General features: G+C 48.5%; 16 protein-coding genes and 1 pseudogene. 10 read left to right on the plus strand and 7 right to left on the minus strand.

The window, feature by feature from the left end:
* Positions 1-208 precede the first annotated feature (208 nt).
* Both Q8J68_RS10010 and Q8J68_RS10015 read right to left on the minus strand, forming a co-directional pair.
* Entirely contained in the window at positions 209-874 is a 666-nt protein-coding gene (locus Q8J68_RS10010) for a dienelactone hydrolase family protein (RefSeq protein ID WP_305311378.1), read from the minus strand.
* Complete coding sequence (locus Q8J68_RS10015; protein ID WP_305311379.1) at positions 871-1539, minus strand: phosphoribosyltransferase; 669 nt, start codon at positions 1537-1539, stop codon at positions 871-873. The genes Q8J68_RS10010 and Q8J68_RS10015 overlap by 4 nt, the downstream gene beginning before the upstream one ends.
* 374 nt (positions 1540-1913) lie before the next feature.
* Between Q8J68_RS10015 and Q8J68_RS14990 the strand changes: the two are divergent.
* The 10 genes and pseudogenes from Q8J68_RS14990 to comE form a co-directional block, all read left to right on the plus strand.
* Positions 1914-2075 (plus strand): annotated as a pseudogene (locus Q8J68_RS14990) (tetratricopeptide repeat protein); the annotation flags it as partial.
* Between the two features lie 84 nt (positions 2076-2159).
* The gene (locus tag Q8J68_RS10020; RefSeq protein WP_305311380.1) at positions 2160-4985 is read left to right on the plus strand and encodes a tetratricopeptide repeat protein; all 2826 of its coding nucleotides are present in this window, start codon (positions 2160-2162) and stop codon (positions 4983-4985) included.
* Positions 4986-5038: 53 nt separating this feature from the next.
* Entirely contained in the window at positions 5039-5710 is a 672-nt protein-coding gene (locus tag Q8J68_RS10025; protein ID WP_305311381.1) for an HAD family phosphatase, read from the plus strand.
* Positions 5711-5726: 16 nt separating this feature from the next.
* Positions 5727-6458 (plus strand): tetratricopeptide repeat protein, encoded by a 732-nt coding sequence (locus tag Q8J68_RS10030; RefSeq protein ID WP_305311382.1) that lies wholly within the window; start codon positions 5727-5729, stop codon positions 6456-6458.
* Positions 6459-6669: 211 nt separating this feature from the next.
* On the plus strand, positions 6670-7920 hold the full coding sequence (locus Q8J68_RS10035; RefSeq protein WP_305311383.1) for a cysteate synthase: 1251 nt from the start codon (positions 6670-6672) through the stop codon (positions 7918-7920).
* A 2-nt stretch (positions 7921-7922) separates the two neighbouring features.
* Positions 7923-8687, plus strand: a complete 765-nt coding sequence (locus tag Q8J68_RS10040) for an ATP-binding cassette domain-containing protein (protein WP_305311384.1) — start codon at positions 7923-7925, stop codon at positions 8685-8687.
* Positions 8684-9382: a GTP-binding protein gene (locus Q8J68_RS10045; RefSeq protein ID WP_305311385.1), complete on the plus strand. Its 699-nt coding sequence runs from the start codon at positions 8684-8686 to the stop codon at positions 9380-9382. Before Q8J68_RS10040 ends, Q8J68_RS10045 begins: the two co-directional genes overlap by 4 nt.
* 3 nt (positions 9383-9385) lie before the next feature.
* Positions 9386-10018 (plus strand): (Fe-S)-binding protein, encoded by a 633-nt coding sequence (locus tag Q8J68_RS10050; protein ID WP_305311386.1) that lies wholly within the window; start codon positions 9386-9388, stop codon positions 10016-10018.
* Positions 10012-10530: a sulfopyruvate decarboxylase subunit alpha gene (gene comD / locus Q8J68_RS10055; protein WP_305311387.1), complete on the plus strand. Its 519-nt coding sequence runs from the start codon at positions 10012-10014 to the stop codon at positions 10528-10530. The genes Q8J68_RS10050 and comD overlap by 7 nt, the downstream gene beginning before the upstream one ends.
* A gap of 7 nt (positions 10531-10537) precedes the next feature.
* Complete coding sequence (gene comE / locus Q8J68_RS10060) at positions 10538-11101, plus strand: sulfopyruvate decarboxylase subunit beta (protein ID WP_305311388.1); 564 nt, start codon at positions 10538-10540, stop codon at positions 11099-11101.
* Here comE and Q8J68_RS10065 read toward each other — a convergent pair.
* The 5 genes from Q8J68_RS10065 to Q8J68_RS10085 all read right to left on the minus strand — a co-directional run bounded on the left by Q8J68_RS10065 (position 11070) and on the right by Q8J68_RS10085 (position 15686).
* Positions 11070-12377 carry a methanogenesis marker 16 metalloprotein gene (locus Q8J68_RS10065; RefSeq protein WP_305311389.1) on the minus strand — a complete coding sequence of 436 codons (1308 nt, stop codon included), beginning with the start codon at positions 12375-12377 and terminating at the stop codon, positions 11070-11072. The two genes, comE and Q8J68_RS10065, sit on opposite strands and share 32 nt — an antisense overlap.
* 50 nt (positions 12378-12427) lie before the next feature.
* Positions 12428-13561 carry a hypothetical protein gene (locus Q8J68_RS10070; RefSeq protein WP_305311390.1) on the minus strand — a complete coding sequence of 378 codons (1134 nt, stop codon included), beginning with the start codon at positions 13559-13561 and terminating at the stop codon, positions 12428-12430.
* Between the two features lie 92 nt (positions 13562-13653).
* Complete coding sequence (locus Q8J68_RS10075; RefSeq protein ID WP_305311391.1) at positions 13654-14604, minus strand: tyrosine--tRNA ligase; 951 nt, start codon at positions 14602-14604, stop codon at positions 13654-13656.
* 43 nt (positions 14605-14647) lie between these two features.
* Positions 14648-15409: a tRNA(His) guanylyltransferase Thg1 family protein gene (locus Q8J68_RS10080; protein WP_305311392.1), complete on the minus strand. Its 762-nt coding sequence runs from the start codon at positions 15407-15409 to the stop codon at positions 14648-14650.
* Between the two features lie 7 nt (positions 15410-15416).
* A complete protein-coding gene (locus tag Q8J68_RS10085; protein ID WP_015054065.1) occupies positions 15417-15686 on the minus strand; it encodes a PRC-barrel domain-containing protein in 270 nt (89 codons plus the stop codon).
* Positions 15687-15701 lie beyond the last annotated feature (15 nt).

Below are 15701 nucleotides of genomic sequence, written 5' to 3' on the forward strand. Positions count from 1 at the left end.
GATAGTGAGTGTTGATACTGAGTGTTAGTCAGTTGGTACTATATCTCAAAGCAACAGTTAGCATAGTATTATATTTTTCTGCCGGAATGTTGCTAATTGCATTACATTATTTAAAAATGCACCTATGAAGCCTGTTCTAAAGCAAAAGATAGTTTTTGGAAGGATATCTAGAGAATTCTGCCTGGTATTTTTATCTTCCTTTCACATCTCATCTGAGCGAGCCAAGGTTCCCTGCGAACCATTCTCCTGCAATAGCAGCAACTTCCTCAAGTTTGCCCGGCTCCTGGAACAGGTGAGTAGCCCCCGGAACTATTCTCATCTCTTTCTGTACATTCAGCCTGTCCAGAGCCCATTTGTTCATCTCTATTACAGGTGTATCCATACCTCCCACAATGAGCAGCGTGGAAGCTTTTACATTTGCAAGGGAATCTTTTGCAAGGTCTGGCCTGCCTCCCCTGGACACCACGGTCATGACAGCTTCAGGCCTGCGGGCAGCAGCGATAAGAGCTGCAGCAGCACCCGTACTGGCCCCAAAATAACCTATTCGGAATTTTTCTGTAGCTGGTTGTTGCAACAGCCAGTCGGTTGCCGCGACAAGACGGGTAGCAAGCAGCTCTATATCAAAGCGAAGATGGGCTGTCACTGCATCTATATTCTCTTCTTCCGGGGTCAGCAGGTCGAACAGCAGTGTTGCAAACCCTCTGTCCTGAAGTTGCTGCGCGACATACCTGTTCCGAGGACTGTGCCTGCTGCTTCCGCTGCCGTGTGCAAACACCACAATGCATGCCGCACCATCAGGTATGTTCTGATCTCCTTCAAGAATGATCGGACCCAGCGGAATGCTGACATGCTCTTCGATTATGGGGCCCATCATCCCTTACCCTCCTCCTGAGTTTCCATTTTTGCAGCCTTCTCCAGTAAGTTGCAAACCTCGTTGTCGCTAGTCTGAGAAAAATCCGTATACCAGGCGCCTACACCGTAGAAAGGCTCAGGAGTTGTCAGGCATATTGTCTCGTCAACCTCTGCCGCAAAGTTCTCACAAGTGTCTTTTGCTGCAGTAGGAACTGCCACTATAAGATGCGCAGGCTTCTGGGTCCTGACAGCTTTTACTGCCGCACTCATAGTAGCGCCTGTAGCTAATCCGTCATCTATCAGGATAACTGTCCTGCCGGCTATATGTGGCTCCGGTTTTCCTTTACGGTATGTCTGTTCCCTTCTCTCCAGTTCCACCTGCTCAGCAGCAGCGACAGTAGCGATAGTATTATCGGAGATTCTAAGGGATCTGACCACATCCATATTCAGCACACGTATGCCTCCGCTGGCAATGGCTCCCATCGCCAGCTCCTCATGACCCGGAACTCCCAGTTTCCTGACAATGAACACATCAAGTTGCGCTCCCAGCTCCTTGGCAACCTCAAAAGCAACCGGCACTCCTCCCCGTGGCAGCGCAAGCACAAGCAAGTCCTTGTGCCCTGAATATCCGGAAAGTCTCTCTGCAAGCTTTTGACCTGCATCAATTCTGTTACTGAATAAACTCATTGTTCCCTTCCCCTGTTTTATAATGTCCTTAATTACTATTTTACTTATGCGCATGGGAATACTGCAAGTACCCTGGAGGACTGCATATCCCAGGCAGGATAATCAGTAGCCATAAGACGTCTTATGAAAGTGAAAATAGAGTAGAATACTTATATTTAATAAGGATGATAGTTAATTAACTAACATTCGTTATCCGTATATATCTTCAAATCTATCCTCGAGTAACCACATCACGCTAAAAAATGATTCCCATGAAAACGAAAATATATGTGCTTTCCTTAACACTGATGTTTATTGCAACATTTCTTTTTAGCCCTCTGGCTGTCAGTGCCAGCACTGACGTAAAGGATTAGAATTCACATGCTGTTGCTCTCACAAAAGATGGAAATTACGACCAGGCACTCGAATATTATAACAAGGCTCTGGCTCTGGATTCCTCAAATGCCGAAACACTGGATAATAAGGTCTCAATTCTGTTCCTGTCGGGGCAGTACCAGGAAGCTTATGACGTAAACAAAATCCTGCTCAACAGATATCCTGGCTCCCCTACAGCACATTTCAAGAAAGGGCTTATCCTTTCCGCAACGGGGGATTATGAGAATGCTATAAGTGCCTATGACATGTCCCTGAACAGGCTTGAAAAAGGCGGTTCTGACTACGATAATGGTTTTGACATCGGCAGCATTGTTCTGTCACATGGGGACAATGTATCCCAATTAACGGAGTTTGACCCCCGGGCTGCTACCATATTTTATCATAAGGGTAAAGCACTGGAGAAAGCTGGCAGATACGAGGAAGCCCTGGTGTGCTATGAGAATGCCACCGCACTCACATCATCATATGCAGATTCATTGCATAGGAAGGGTCTCAAATCTTATGGCTCCGGGGAGTACGGCAAGGCTTTACAGCTGTTAGACAGTGTGCTCTTAATCGAACCTTACAATGCCGTAGTATGGTATGAAAAAGGGCTTGTACTCGATGCAATGGGAAATCATGAGGATGCCATTGGTTGTTATAGCCAGGCGATCGAGCTTGATCCCTCTTATGAGGACGCTCTTTTGAACAGGGCGAAGGCCTGGGAAAAAACAGGCGCTATCGAAGAAGCAATAGAGGATTATGATCTCCTGCTTATGGTCAATCCCTCCAGTTCCGAAGCATGGTATGGCATGGGACGTAATTATGAGGATCAGGGAAACTATGAGTATGCATTAAGGGCATATGAACAGATCCTTACATATGAACCCGCCAATAAAGAGGTCTGGTCAAAGAAAGGCTTTTTGCTGGATTCTCTGGGTATGTATGATGAGGCTATCCTTGCCTATGATATGTCCCTTCAGCTCCAGAGCCAGCGCAGGCTCTCACTTTCAAATCCGGTTGATACGCCGGATATTTTTGCTTCAAGCATCGATGTGATGGCTTCCTATGATGAACAACCTGTTTTCACATCCGATACTGCCGGGATATGGTATAATAAAGGACTGGCTTATGACAGGCTTGGCAGGCACAAGGAGGCTGTCGATGCCTATGACAGGGTGCTGGGTCAGGAAAAGGGCTTTGCTGTCGTATGGTATAAGAAGGCCGTTGCACTGGACAACTTGCAACAGTACGATAAAGCCATTGATTGCTATGCTCAGGCTCTCAAAATAGATGCATCCTATCCCCGGGTATGGTATGAGATGGGTCAGGATTATGACCGGCTTGGAAAAAGCAGTATGGCGCTAAAATCCTATTCAAGTGCTCTCAGTCTGGACCCGGATTTTGCAGCTGCCTGGTATGCCGGTGCTGCAGATCTCTCCCGTCTTGGAAAGCACAGCGATGCAATAGGATATTATGACCGAGTTCTCGAACTTGAGCCCGGCTTCGTAGATGCATGGTTCAATAAAGGCAATTCCCTGGACAGCCTGGGAAGATCGGCCGAATCTATCGTTTGCTATGAAACGGTGCTTGAGTTGCAGCCCTCGCATCCTGGTGCAACAGAGAAGATGAATGCCGGACTTCAGAAGCAGAACGGCACTTCCAGCGTTCTCCTGAGATCCATGACCATTGCGAACAACAACAAATTGTCAGGGAACACAGCTAACGATATGCTGTTGCCCAATGCCTTTGTTCTTTACAACAGCTTTTCACCTGCACCCGCGTACAGTACAAGGAAAGCTGCTGGTGCCTATGAAACACTTGGCATGCCTGTAAGCCTTGATCAGCTGTGGGCAGGCAAAGGCGATGCTCTCAATGGCATGAACATGCCCGAAGATGCCATGGCCTGCTATGATAAGGCATTGATGTTAAACAGTGATTCAACTGCTGCATGGTCCGGCAAAGGCTTCTCATTCGACCTGTTAGGTATGCATGAGGAAGCACTTGGACTTCATGAAAAGGCTCTTCTGGCACAGCCTAATGATCCTGAAGCCCTTCTAAGGACAGGGATCTCACATTATAGGAATATGGATGAATGGACAGCACTGGAATATTTTGAGAGGGTACTGCAACAGGAACCTGGCAACCAGAAAGCTCTATACTATAAGGCGTCTGTTTGCGAAAGCCTTTCACTGTATGCTTACGCCATAGAGTCTTATGATGCCATGCTGGCAGAAGATCCTCAGAATACCGAAATCTGGTATATGCGGGGATTGGCGCAATATAAGGCTTACATGTATGATGATTCACTGGAATCTTTTGATAAGGTTCTGCAGCATGATAATTCAAATGTGACCGTACTTATGTACCAGAGCATGTCCTCGGCGCAGATGGGCAATTACGGCAAAGCTATCGGCTACAATGAGCGCATACTGGAAATACACCCGGATGACACTGAGGTGCTTTTCATAATGGGAACAACCTACGAGAAAGCCGGCCAGTATTCAATGGCTATTGAGGTATACGACCGTATACTTGAACTTGAGCCAGAGAATACCAAAGCGTGGAACCAGAAGGGATTTGCCTATTATCTCATGGGCGATCCGGCAACTGCAGCGGATATGTTTGATAAGTCAATATCCATTAACTCCGAAAATCCCTCTGCCTGGTATCACAGGGGTATGCTGGCTTACATGCTCAGTAGTCCCAAAGGTGCTATCTATTATTACGATAAGGCATTGGAGCTGGATCCCGACTGTATCACTGCATGGTATAACAGGGGCTTTGTCCAGAATGTCCGGGGAGATACGGAAGGTGCAATTGTGAGTTATGACAGAGTGCTGGAATTGGATCCCGCTTCCGTCTCAGCTATGTACAATAAGGAATTTGCCCTGTATCGTCTGGGTAAGTCCTCGGAAGCCGCCCGTCTACACGAGATGATAGGGCTCATAGATCCTGAATTTGTTACCTCTTTGCAGGACAGGGGCACAGCTTTCTTCCTGCCGACAGCCTATAGTGACACACTTGACTATGAGCTGCCGGTAAGATGGTACAATGGGACCACCGAGTATATCCGGGTGAGTGAGAAGTAAGTTGCAGGGGTGGATATCACAAACTTTATCGTGCATATCCCCCTTTTCTCACCATGCTGAAATCTCTTATTTTTGATATGGATGGCGTGCTGCTGGACTCTATGCAGTCCCATGCAGATGCATGGATACAGGTTTCCCGTGAATGGGGTGTTCATGTCAGCCGGGATGATATTTACGAGATAGAAGGAGCCAATCATATACTGGGTCTTCAGTGGCTTTTCCATAAGGCTGGGAGGGATCTGGATCCCATACATTACGATCCTATACTCGCCAGGAAAGTGGAGATATTTTCCAGCATATCCCGGGTGAGACCTTTTGAGGGAATCTATGATTGCCTTGAAAAACTCGCTCGACTGTTCGATCTTGCCGTTGTGACAGGCTCCGAGAGAGTAACAGTCATGCGATTACTGGATGAGTTCTTCCCGGACATATTCAATGTGGTCGTGTGCGGAGATGACGTGCAGCGAGGGAAACCCTTTCCTGACCCATACCTGAAAGCTGTGGAACTGCTTGGTATCCAGAAGGAAGAATGCATCGTCATCGAGAATGCTCCTATGGGCGTTCAGGCTGCAAAAAGTGCCGGGCTTTTTTGCGTGGGCGTTCCCACTTACGTTACTGCCGATAAGTTATCAAAGGCAGATGTTGTACTGGATAACCATTCATCTCTCTCCGGCTACCTTTTGCGGATGATTCCGGTTCATCCTTCGGAAAGTTTTAAAGCGTAATTTCCAATATATATGTATGGATAATACGACCGATAGTACAGATCCAAGGGAGAGGCTTCTGGAAGACCTGAGAGGTCTTAAACAGGATTTCAGCAAGGATCCCACTATGGACAACCTGTTCCAGATAGCCGTTATATATGACGCACTTGGGCAGACCGAACGCGGCATAGGTTTTGCAGAGGCTTTCCTCATGCAGATAGAAGATGAAATGGAAAGGCTCGTGATGAACACAATGGTCCTGAGCATGGTGGATAGGGATGATGAGGCAGTTAAACTCCTGGGAAAAGCAGAGGAAAAGTTCCCGGAAGACATCCGGCTGAAAAGATACCGGGGCATGTTGCTTAACAAGCAAAGGAAGTTCGCGGAAGCTGTCGATGCATTTACGACTTTGCTGGAAAAAGATTCCGGCGACCTTGAGGCGGTATCCGGAAAGATCATAGCTCTCCTTGGGTTAAAAAAGCATGATCAGGCCATGAAAGCATATCAGGCTTCTATCAGTATAACTCCACAGGAAGCCCCTCAATGGCATTTCAAGGGCATGCTTGACGGCCTGATGGGTGAGCATCTCTCAAGGATACAGCAGAACGGTCTGAATGAAGATCACAATAAGAAACTTTCTGAAAGTTTCATGCGGATCAATAGTCTGATCGACAATTTCGGTCCGGATGTACGTAACTTTTACAGGATGGGACAAGTAGCAGGGAAGGAGGCTTACCATCTGACAATGGATGATGCAGAGGAAAAATAAGCTCCATTTACAGAGAAAATTCTCTTCTCTATCTCTTTTTCATTCCCTCTTCTTCAGTTCCTGTTTTTGGAAATGCGCGTATCGTAATCTATGTATATTTACCTCTTATATGTCCTATATGTATTAATATCTCTATATTATTTGCCCTACTCAGGTAAAACATGCTCCGAGAAGGGATAGTTTTATAACATATTTTTGTTCACTTGAGTTAATGAATAAGTATACTGTCAGATGTTTGCACTGCGGGGAAATCCATGGGCCATATTCACTGAGCTGCAGGAATGGTGACGATGCTCTCCTGCGTGCAGAGTATTCAGCCAGGCAGCTTCAGCCTGTGGACATGCCTGGTATATGGCGGTATAAGGAATGGTTACCTGTACAGGGCATCATCGAAGAAGGTTCGGGAAAGACTGTCACTTACAAAAGTGAAAAGCTTGCCTCGGAATTGGAGCTTAAGGACCTGTGGATAGCCTTCAATGGTTACTGGCCACAAAGAGATGCCAGGATGATGACCTGCACATTCAAGGACCTGGAATCATTCCCGACCATGCAGCGACTGAGGGAACAGGATGAGGCAAGGATAATGGTGGTGGCATCTGCAGGCAACACTGCAAGAGCTTTTTCCCACGTGTGCAGCATCACCGGACAGCCTCTGCTCCTGATTGTACCACAGGAGAGCTCACACAGGTTATGGACAACCCATGACGACACCTCCGCGGTCTTCCTGGCTACAGTGGAAGGTGATTATTTTGATGCTATTTCCCTTGCAGGCAAGATTGCCTCAAGGGAAGGGTTTGTGAATGAAGGCGGGGCCAGGAACGTCGCCAGGAGGGACGGCATGGGGACTGTTATGCTTGATGCCGTTCTCACGGCAGGTTCACTTCCGGATCATTATTTCCAGGCGGTGGGGAGCGGTACAGGCGGAATATCTGCCTGGGAGGCATCCATGCGGCTGATAGAGGATGGCAGGTTCGGCTCAAAGCTCCCACGCCTTCATCTGGCACAGAGCCTCCCCTGTGCTCCGCTGTACTCTCTTAAGTATGGAGCTGATGCTGTTGAACCAGAATGTCCAGGAGGGATGTATGATGACGTGCTGTTCAACCGGAAACCTCCATATGCGATAAAAGGAGGCGTCAGGGACGCGCTTGAAGCTACAGGCGGCACTGTATATGCAATAAGGAATGAGGAAGCGGCTGAATCACAGGCAGTGTTTGAAAAGGAAGAAGGCATAGACATAAATCCTGCTGCTGCGGTGGCTGTTGCAGCACTGGTGAAAGCAGTACGGGAAGGCAGTGTCCAGCCCGACGACCGGATAGTCCTGAACATAACCGGCGGCGGTCAGAAGAGGCTGATGCAGGACTATCCCACAAAGATAATTGAGCCATCTGTAAGGGTGTCTGCAAAAGACTCCCATGCAGAGGATATGATTGTAACTATGGTACAAAGTGTGTTTGGTGGATAGATATGAACGAAGAACTGACTCTAACAATACTTGGCGGTGTAGATAAGGATGGGGTCCCTGAACCTGTGAAATTCGTGGAAGTAAGCAAAGGCGAGATCATAGGAATTGTGGGGCCGACCGGCTCGGGCAAGAGCACCCTCATAGATGATATAGAACAGCTTGCCCAGGGAGACACGCCCACTGGCAGGTCCCTACTTATCAACGGTAAAAGGCCGGATGCTGTTATCCGTGTAGATCCGCGGAAAAAACTTGTGGCACAGCTGTCCCAGAAGATGCATTTCCTGGCAGACATGACAGTTGTTGATTTCTTGCACATGCATGCGCGCAGCAGGGGTAAGGGGCCTGAGCTCGTGGACAGGGTTATCGAACTTGCCAACACCCTGACAGGAGAGCCTATATCCCCCGACCATTACCTGACAGTCCTCAGCGGAGGCCAGTCACGGTCCCTGATGACAGCAGACATTGCGGTCATAAGTGATTCCCCTGTAGTCCTGATAGACGAGATCGAGAATGCAGGTATTAAAAAGCAGGAGGCTCTCAGGTTGCTTTCAGGTGAGGGTAAGATCGTTGTTGTAGTCACTCATGACCCGGTCCTGGCACTAATGGCATCCCGCAGGATAGTTATCCGCAACGGTGCAATGATGGACATCATCACCACCAGCAGGGAGGAGCAGGATGTGTGTGGCAGGATCACTCAGGTGGACAACTGGCTCATGTCTCTGAGGGATACCATTCGCAGGGGAGAGATCGTAGAGGAGCTGGCATGAAGCTGGTGGTACTTGCGGGTACTCCGGGTTCAGGTAAAACATCTGTGCTGCTCCATACCATCAGGTCGCTTATTAAAAGCGGAAAGAAACCGGCTGTCGTTAAGGTCGATTGCCTGTGGACAGATGACGATCAGCGCTTCAGCAAGCTTGGCATCCCGGTACATGTGGGTCTTGCAAAGGACATGTGCCCCGATCATTTCACGATCTATAACACCGATGCAATGCTGGATTGGGGGGCATCCAATGGTGCTGACATAGTTTTGAACGAGACTGCAGGACTGTGCCTTCGATGTGCGCCATACCCGGACGAATGCCTGGCCATCTGTGTGATCGATGTCACAACCGGACCTAACACGCCCCTGAAAGTGGGTCCCCTGCTCACAACTGCGGATATAGTCGTTATGACAAAAGGCGACCTGGTTTCCCAGGCCGAGAGGGAGGTATTCAGGGAGAGGGTGCTTGATGTCAATCCCGGATGTATCATAGTTGAGGCCAACGGGCTTACCGGAAAAGGGGCTTTCGAACTTGCTGAAATGGTCACCGAAGGCCCGGATGTGTGTGAGAACATGGTGTTGCGATACAACCCTCCGCTTGCCATATGCTCCCTGTGTACAGGAGAGACCCGTGTGGCGCGCAAGCATCACATGGGCGTGTTGAGGCAGCTTGACGGTTTCATGGAGTACAGGGGTGAGTGAGCATTGACTGACGTCCTGTCACTCCTGCCTGGTTATAACTGCGGAAGCTGCGGTTTCAGGCAGTGCAGGGATTTTGCTGCACAGCTGAAAAGTTCGGAGGACCTCCAGCGCTGTCCTTTCCTCGAGAGGGATACTTTCCGGGAAAACCTCGAGAAACTGACAGCTCTTGTAGGTACCGACACAACTCAGGAAGAAAAGATAATAGGCATTATCGACGGGCTTGAAGCAGACTTCATGCTGGCTCCTCTCAGGGACGAATGCTCCTGCAGGGAGTTCATCCATCCGTTCGATGGCTCAGTTGAGATACAGGTCGGTGATTTCATACGCTACAGGCCACTTGCCTGCCCTGTCACTCATTTTGCAAAGGTGATCGATATAGATCCCGGCATATACACTATACACCTTGTGGGTCCCCTGCATCGCTTAGGCAGGGAGGACTTCAAGTTCAAGGATCTTGGCCTTTGCATGATACTTGCCTTTGAGGGCAGAATTTCCAGAGGGCAACTCCCAAAGGTCGGCCAGACAGTCAAATTCATCCCGGAATACTGTATGATGCAGAAAGTCCACTCCGGGATGGTCGTGGGTGTAGAGGGTAAGAATATACGTATAGAGGGTATAGACCTGAAGGTATGGTGAAACCTTTGCCGGTGGATGGAACCTCTTCGGAGGCTGTATACCAGGGTATGAAGAGAGCAGGCATTGACTTTGTAGTCAGTGTGCCCTGCCTTAACCTGAAGGAAGTTATCCAAATGGTGCATCGGGACCCTGATATCATCCATGTGCCTGTGACCAGGGAGGAAGAGGGTGTCGGAGTATGTGCAGGCGCCTACATGGGAGGCAGAAGGCCCGCGATGCTGATGCAAAACTCGGGGCTTGGGAATTCTGTCAATGCGCTTGCCTCTTTGAATCAATTGTATGGCATTCCTCTTGTAATGATAATGAGCCATCGCGGGGTTGAAGGTGAGCCTATATGTGCCCAGGTGCCCATGGGGGAGCTGACTACGCAGTTGCTGGAAATACTCGAAATCCCTTATTTTCTTCCGGATTCAAAGGCCGATGCAATAGAGAAGATACAGGTGGCCTGGAAAACCGCACTTGAGGGAAAGAAACCTTCAGCAGTGCTTTTGCCAATCCCTTTCTGGAGGTGATGCAAGCATGCAACGTATCGACGCTATCAGGGAGATAGCCCAAAAAGCAGGACAAGATGATGCTCTCCTTGTATGTAATATCGGTATACCCTGCAAGGAACTCTACAGCGTATGCGACACTCCTGGCAATTTCTACATGCTTGGCTCCATGGGCCTGGCCTCGTCCATCGGTCTTGGCCTTGCGCTTTCCCTTCCCAGGAGGAAGATCATAGCCATTGATGGTGACGGCTCTGTACTCATGAATCTGGGGAGCCTGGCAACCATAGCCACACAGGCTCCGGAAAATTATCTTCTTGTCATAATTGATAACGGCTCTTACGGTTCCACAGGCGATCAGCCTACAGCAACATCAAAAGGAGCTGATTTGTCAAAGGTTGCAATGGGAGCCGGCAACAGAAGGGTCTGCCGGGCCGACAGCCATGAGGAACTGAAACATATCCTGCAAGATAATGATCACGGCATTATCGTTGTGAAAGTGAATCCCGGGAACGCAGATGCTCCAAATATAAACATGTGCCCAGGAGATATACTGCGCAGGTTCATGACCGGATCGTATCAACCATCTGACTGATCACAAAAGAGCCGTCAAGTATCATTCTTTTGAGCTTTTCTTCAAGCTCCAATGCTCTTTTACGGTCAGACTGCCTCAGCACTATTGGAACCTCGTGCATCCTGCCTTCCATCTCGAACCGGATGCTCCCAAGCTCTGCGCGGAATACATTCCCTGGACATTGGGTAGTACACAGGCCGCAGTTGAAACATTGTCTCATGTTCATGACCGGCCTGTCATTATTGTAATGTATCGCATCCATAGGGCAACACTCTGCAGCCCTGCATTCTTCACACTGGATACATGATGAAGGCCTGAACTCCACGGAGATATCGGTGCCCCTCCAGCCGTCTGCATAACTGGTACTGCCAATCGTCACGCGCCTGTCCACATCCATTACGGGCATCGGTACATCCGGATCTGTCACAATGATGGCATCAAGCACTGACTGGCTGACAACGGGAATAGGTATCGCCCATGAGACTATGCACTCGGGCCCGGCAGAAGTGGAGAACCCTCCCATGAGAGAAGGGTCCATGTCGTGCATATCTGCAAATCCGGTGAGGTTTGGCCTTGCCGGACTGCTGCGTGTCCCTTCTCCGATGACAAAACCCTGTGCACCGTTCATGAGCATCCGTGTGCCTATTCCGATTGTCTCAAGCTGCGGGTCATTCTTCAGAGGATTGATCTGGCCGCATCCTGAGAATGTCGCAGTCTTCATATCAGGCTCGAATTCCGTGGCGTGGAATATCGTGCCGACAGGCTTCCCGGAACAGTTAACAAAAGCTGCGTAGTTTTTGAATGTGTGCCTGGTGGCAAACAATTTTGCGTGAGGCATCCCGTCCAGTGTGACCTGTGTGTGGAAAGTTTCGTTCCCTTCAGTGGTGACTGCAACATCTATTGACTTCTTTTCTGCCATCTCCCGGAAAAGGTGGCCTGCGCCGTATCCGGGAATTGTGTGTGAATGTGCTGTCCCGAAAACTACCAGGTCGAGCATGCCAAGGCTTTCGTTGGGACATGGTCCTACATGTGCGGTTATTCCGTTAAGGAAAACCTTTGACGCTCTCTTGAAGGGAAAAGGGGATTCTACCGGGAAAGAAAGCACGGCATAGGTCCCGCTCATTACCGCCCTTGTGGCGGTGGTCACCACATCAACATCCCTGATCGTGATGCCTTCTCCTTTTTCCACAAGCTCGCATATCTCCTGCGAGGTCATCACTACTGCATCGTTACTAATAATCTTCTTTTTGATATCTTCAATTGAACGCTCCACGATAGTACCCCTGTATCCACTCACCTGATATTCTAAAAGAAGATAGGAACTGATATTTAATTTATGCTTTGCTATCAGTCCAGGCCGAGGATACTTGCCAGCTCAAGCCCTTCGCTTCCGATCTCGGAAAGCCTGTCAAAGGCCTCTTGCTTGGTTATGTATTTCTCGGTACGGGTGCCATCGGAGGCTTCTACCTTGATGGTTATCTCGTTCTTGACATAACCGCGCTCGAAGGATTCCCTGACAATTTCCCCGTACTGCTGAGCTATCAGCTTGAGGCAGTCGAACACTTCATTGGTGCGAACGGCATCCCTCCCGTCAAGCATTATTCGGGTGAGGGTCTGCGAGCGTATGAACAACTCGACATACTTGCGCAGTTCGCTCATAAGGTCCTCGATGCTTTCCAGCTTGACTGACTTTATGAGGGTCTCATCGGCTGTTATATCGGTTTCGCCGAAATTGATCTGGCAGTTGCCATCATTGCAACTGATTCTGAACTGCTGGTCCCTCTTCCTTGTTTCGAAGGTGGCATCGATATGGTCAACTCCGTCATAGTTCACAGAAGTGACAAGATACTCGGAAACATCGATCATCTTGACCTTGTTCTCCTTATGGATCAGGCCGGATTTTGTCCATGTAGGCAGGAACAGGTCTCCGTATGCTTCCTTGATGGTAAGTGTCTCATGGGCATAGGTGAGTTCGGATGTATATTCCATGCCTGAAAATACTGCCATCATTGTGCCAACGAGGGCACCTTCCTTCATGGAAATATGATATTGGTTCGTTGTCCCGTATATGCCTGATCTGAAAAGAGGGTTCAGAGTGGCAAGGATCTCTTTCTCCAGTTTATATAATCCGCTTTCTGAATCGTTTCTGATCAGGTCCAATTTATGGTTCAGGCTCTTCAGTCCCTTTGTTGAGCTTGCAATGCAGGCATCCATAACAGAGTTGCGGCATTCCAGTATTTCCTTGTCCCTTGCATCCCTGGAAAGCTGATCTACATAAGCCTGGACATCCTTACTGAATTTATCCAGCTCCATTATCCTTAATTCGAGGGAAGATATCTCCTCGGATTCATCCTCGCTAAGCTCAATGGCAGAATTTTCCAGAGGAATGACTTTCTTGGCAGTTCCTATGAAGTCATTCAGGTCCTGAATAAAATCCCTTTGCAATGGTAATGCAGTTGAATCCTGGAATGTGTATTTCATCCAAATCCCTTTTTGAAATATACTTCTAATATTATTATGTCCTCATTTCGATTATATATATTTCGATTTGAGAGTTTGTCTTTCCCATAAGATCATATTACGGATCTTACGCTTTCCAATATCATATTCATATAGCGTGCAGCACCGTTCTTCAGGTCCATGGGGTGAAGCTGGCCGCTTGCATAGACTTCCTGAAGCTCCCCGTAACCTTTGCACTTGAGGTCCCCTCCGAACTTTTCAGGCCGTTCAAATACAATCTCTTCATAGCGCGGAGAGATGTGATACCTGAATAGTTCCAGCACAGGGTTGTTCTCAATTTCCCCCGCAGGGCAGAATGCTTTTTTCATTTTGGCATTGATCTCTGCCTCGGAATCATCGACAGAAATGAAATTGTCATTTGACGAGGACATCTTATTGCCGTCAAATCCGAGGATAATGGGAGTATGAATGCACAGCGGGGCATTATAGCCCAGTGCCGGAAGTCCCTCTCTTGCAAGCATGTGGATCTTGCGCTGGTCGATACCGCCAACAGCCACATCAACTCCCAGCATTGCGATATCTATCGCCTGCATGATGGGGTAGACCATCTGGGACACCTTCGGGTCATCCATCTGTCGCCCTACCTCGTCCATGCTCCTCCTGGCCCGGTTAAGGGAGGTGAGACGCGTGAGTTTGAGGACATTCAGCATGTAATCCGGCTTGAGCTGGTAATCTGACCCGTAGACGAAGTTCGTCTCTTCAGGGTCCAGTCCCAGGGCAATGAAACAGCGCTTGTTATAGTCCGCAGTCTCACGAACCTGTTCTAGCGTTCCTTTCTGGTTGAGATATGCGTGGACATCTGCCAGCAAGACGGTTATCTTAAAGCCTGCTTTCTGCAGGTCAAGGAGCTTGTTGACAGTCAGCACGTGCCCCATATGGATCTTGCCGCTAGGTTCGTACCCTACATAAGCAGTAGGATGCTCTTTTGTTTCCAGGAGTTTTGTCAGCTCCTCTTCTGTTACTATTTCCTGTACGTTCCTTTTTATAAGTTCAAGTCTGTCCATAGGTTCACCGTTGCAATCGTGTGCTGTATAATTGCCTATCTCCTTAAATGCTTTTTCTTATGCGGTCATTCTGCTCTTTTAAACTGAGCAGTTCATCAATAAGATCCGCTCCATCTCCGGCTTTGAAAAGTGGCAGTTCCCAGTCCTGCTTTATCCGGGTGCGGGTGGCCAGTGTTTCTTCTTGCAGGCAGGGATTAAAACCCTCAACCTCATATATTTCCCTGAGCACCATGATCCCACGTCTCTGCCAGGCCGGAACAGCCGCTACATTTGTGCCGCGCTGGAAAAGCAGTTCATGCATCTGTCCTGACTTTTTACTTCGCAGGAGTCCTGCAGCGCTCTTTTCGTCCATCCCTTCACTAAGGAGTGCGTAATAGGCATGGGAATTGATACAGTTGCGCCACGCTTCAGCCTGCCTCCACACAAGATATTCCTCAATAAGGTTTTCATGTATAGGTATGATCCTTGAATCAAAGGATAGGGGCTCGTCGGGCTTTAGAAGTAATGTCAGCGCACTGCTGATAAACGAAGCTATCACGGAATCAAGTTTCTCTATCCTGCCATCAAAAGCTAATTCATTGAAAAAGAAACTGATCTCGTCCGAAAAAGTGTAAGCAAACACCGGACTCAGGCCGCTATGCTTGAAGAAAAGCTCCGCAGCATCTGCCATTGCAGATGCGAACTTGATGTCATATGGTCTTTCAAATCCCATGCGCAAGAGCACATGTCTGAAGTTGCGGCCATCAACGCGCACAATGACAGGCGGTACACAGTAAAGATCTGAATAGATCTCTCGCCTTTTCATAAACCGTTCATTCTTCAGGCTCTTGCTTGGCCGGTTTTCTGAACCTGTCCACAATGTTCCTGATAAGGACTATGTCGCCTGTTGTGACTACCCATCTGTAGGGTATTATGACACCCTTAGAAGTGACGTCGAATATATCCTTGTTTATGGAGGAAACTGCTATTCCCCTTACCGTCCTTTCATCAACGTCCAACACAAGATCGGCAACCTTGCCTACATATGTGCCTGTATCGGTGTAAATGTTCAATCCGAAGAGTGAAGTTATGTCTGCACGCATGGTATCCCTTCTTAC

It is taken from the genome of Methanolobus sp., from assembly GCF_030682845.1.
Lineage (GTDB): Archaea > Halobacteriota > Methanosarcinia > Methanosarcinales > Methanosarcinaceae > Methanolobus.

Bases quoted from the DNA above. Each gene is read 5' to 3' on its own strand.
- Q8J68_RS10010 (WP_305311378.1), bottom strand. From the start codon at position 874: ATGATGGGCCCCATAATCGAAGAGCATGTCAGCATTCCGCTGGGTCCG.
- Q8J68_RS10015 (WP_305311379.1), bottom strand. From the start codon at position 1,539: ATGAGTTTATTCAGTAACAGAATTGATGCAGGTCAAAAGCTTGCAGAG.
- Q8J68_RS10020 (WP_305311380.1), top strand. From the start codon at position 2,160: ATGTCCCTGAACAGGCTTGAAAAAGGCGGTTCTGACTACGATAATGGT.
- Q8J68_RS10025 (WP_305311381.1), top strand. From the start codon at position 5,039: ATGCTGAAATCTCTTATTTTTGATATGGATGGCGTGCTGCTGGACTCT.
- Q8J68_RS10030 (WP_305311382.1), top strand. From the start codon at position 5,727: ATGGATAATACGACCGATAGTACAGATCCAAGGGAGAGGCTTCTGGAA.
- Q8J68_RS10035 (WP_305311383.1), top strand. From the start codon at position 6,670: ATGAATAAGTATACTGTCAGATGTTTGCACTGCGGGGAAATCCATGGG.
- Q8J68_RS10040 (WP_305311384.1), top strand. From the start codon at position 7,923: ATGAACGAAGAACTGACTCTAACAATACTTGGCGGTGTAGATAAGGAT.
- Q8J68_RS10045 (WP_305311385.1), top strand. From the start codon at position 8,684: ATGAAGCTGGTGGTACTTGCGGGTACTCCGGGTTCAGGTAAAACATCT.
- comD (WP_305311387.1), top strand. From the start codon at position 10,012: ATGGTGAAACCTTTGCCGGTGGATGGAACCTCTTCGGAGGCTGTATAC.
- comE (WP_305311388.1), top strand. From the start codon at position 10,538: ATGCAACGTATCGACGCTATCAGGGAGATAGCCCAAAAAGCAGGACAA.
- Q8J68_RS10070 (WP_305311390.1), bottom strand. From the start codon at position 13,561: ATGAAATACACATTCCAGGATTCAACTGCATTACCATTGCAAAGGGAT.
- Q8J68_RS10075 (WP_305311391.1), bottom strand. From the start codon at position 14,604: ATGGACAGACTTGAACTTATAAAAAGGAACGTACAGGAAATAGTAACA.
- Q8J68_RS10080 (WP_305311392.1), bottom strand. From the start codon at position 15,409: ATGAAAAGGCGAGAGATCTATTCAGATCTTTACTGTGTACCGCCTGTC.
- Q8J68_RS10085 (WP_015054065.1), bottom strand. From the start codon at position 15,686: ATGCGTGCAGACATAACTTCACTCTTCGGATTGAACATTTACACCGAT.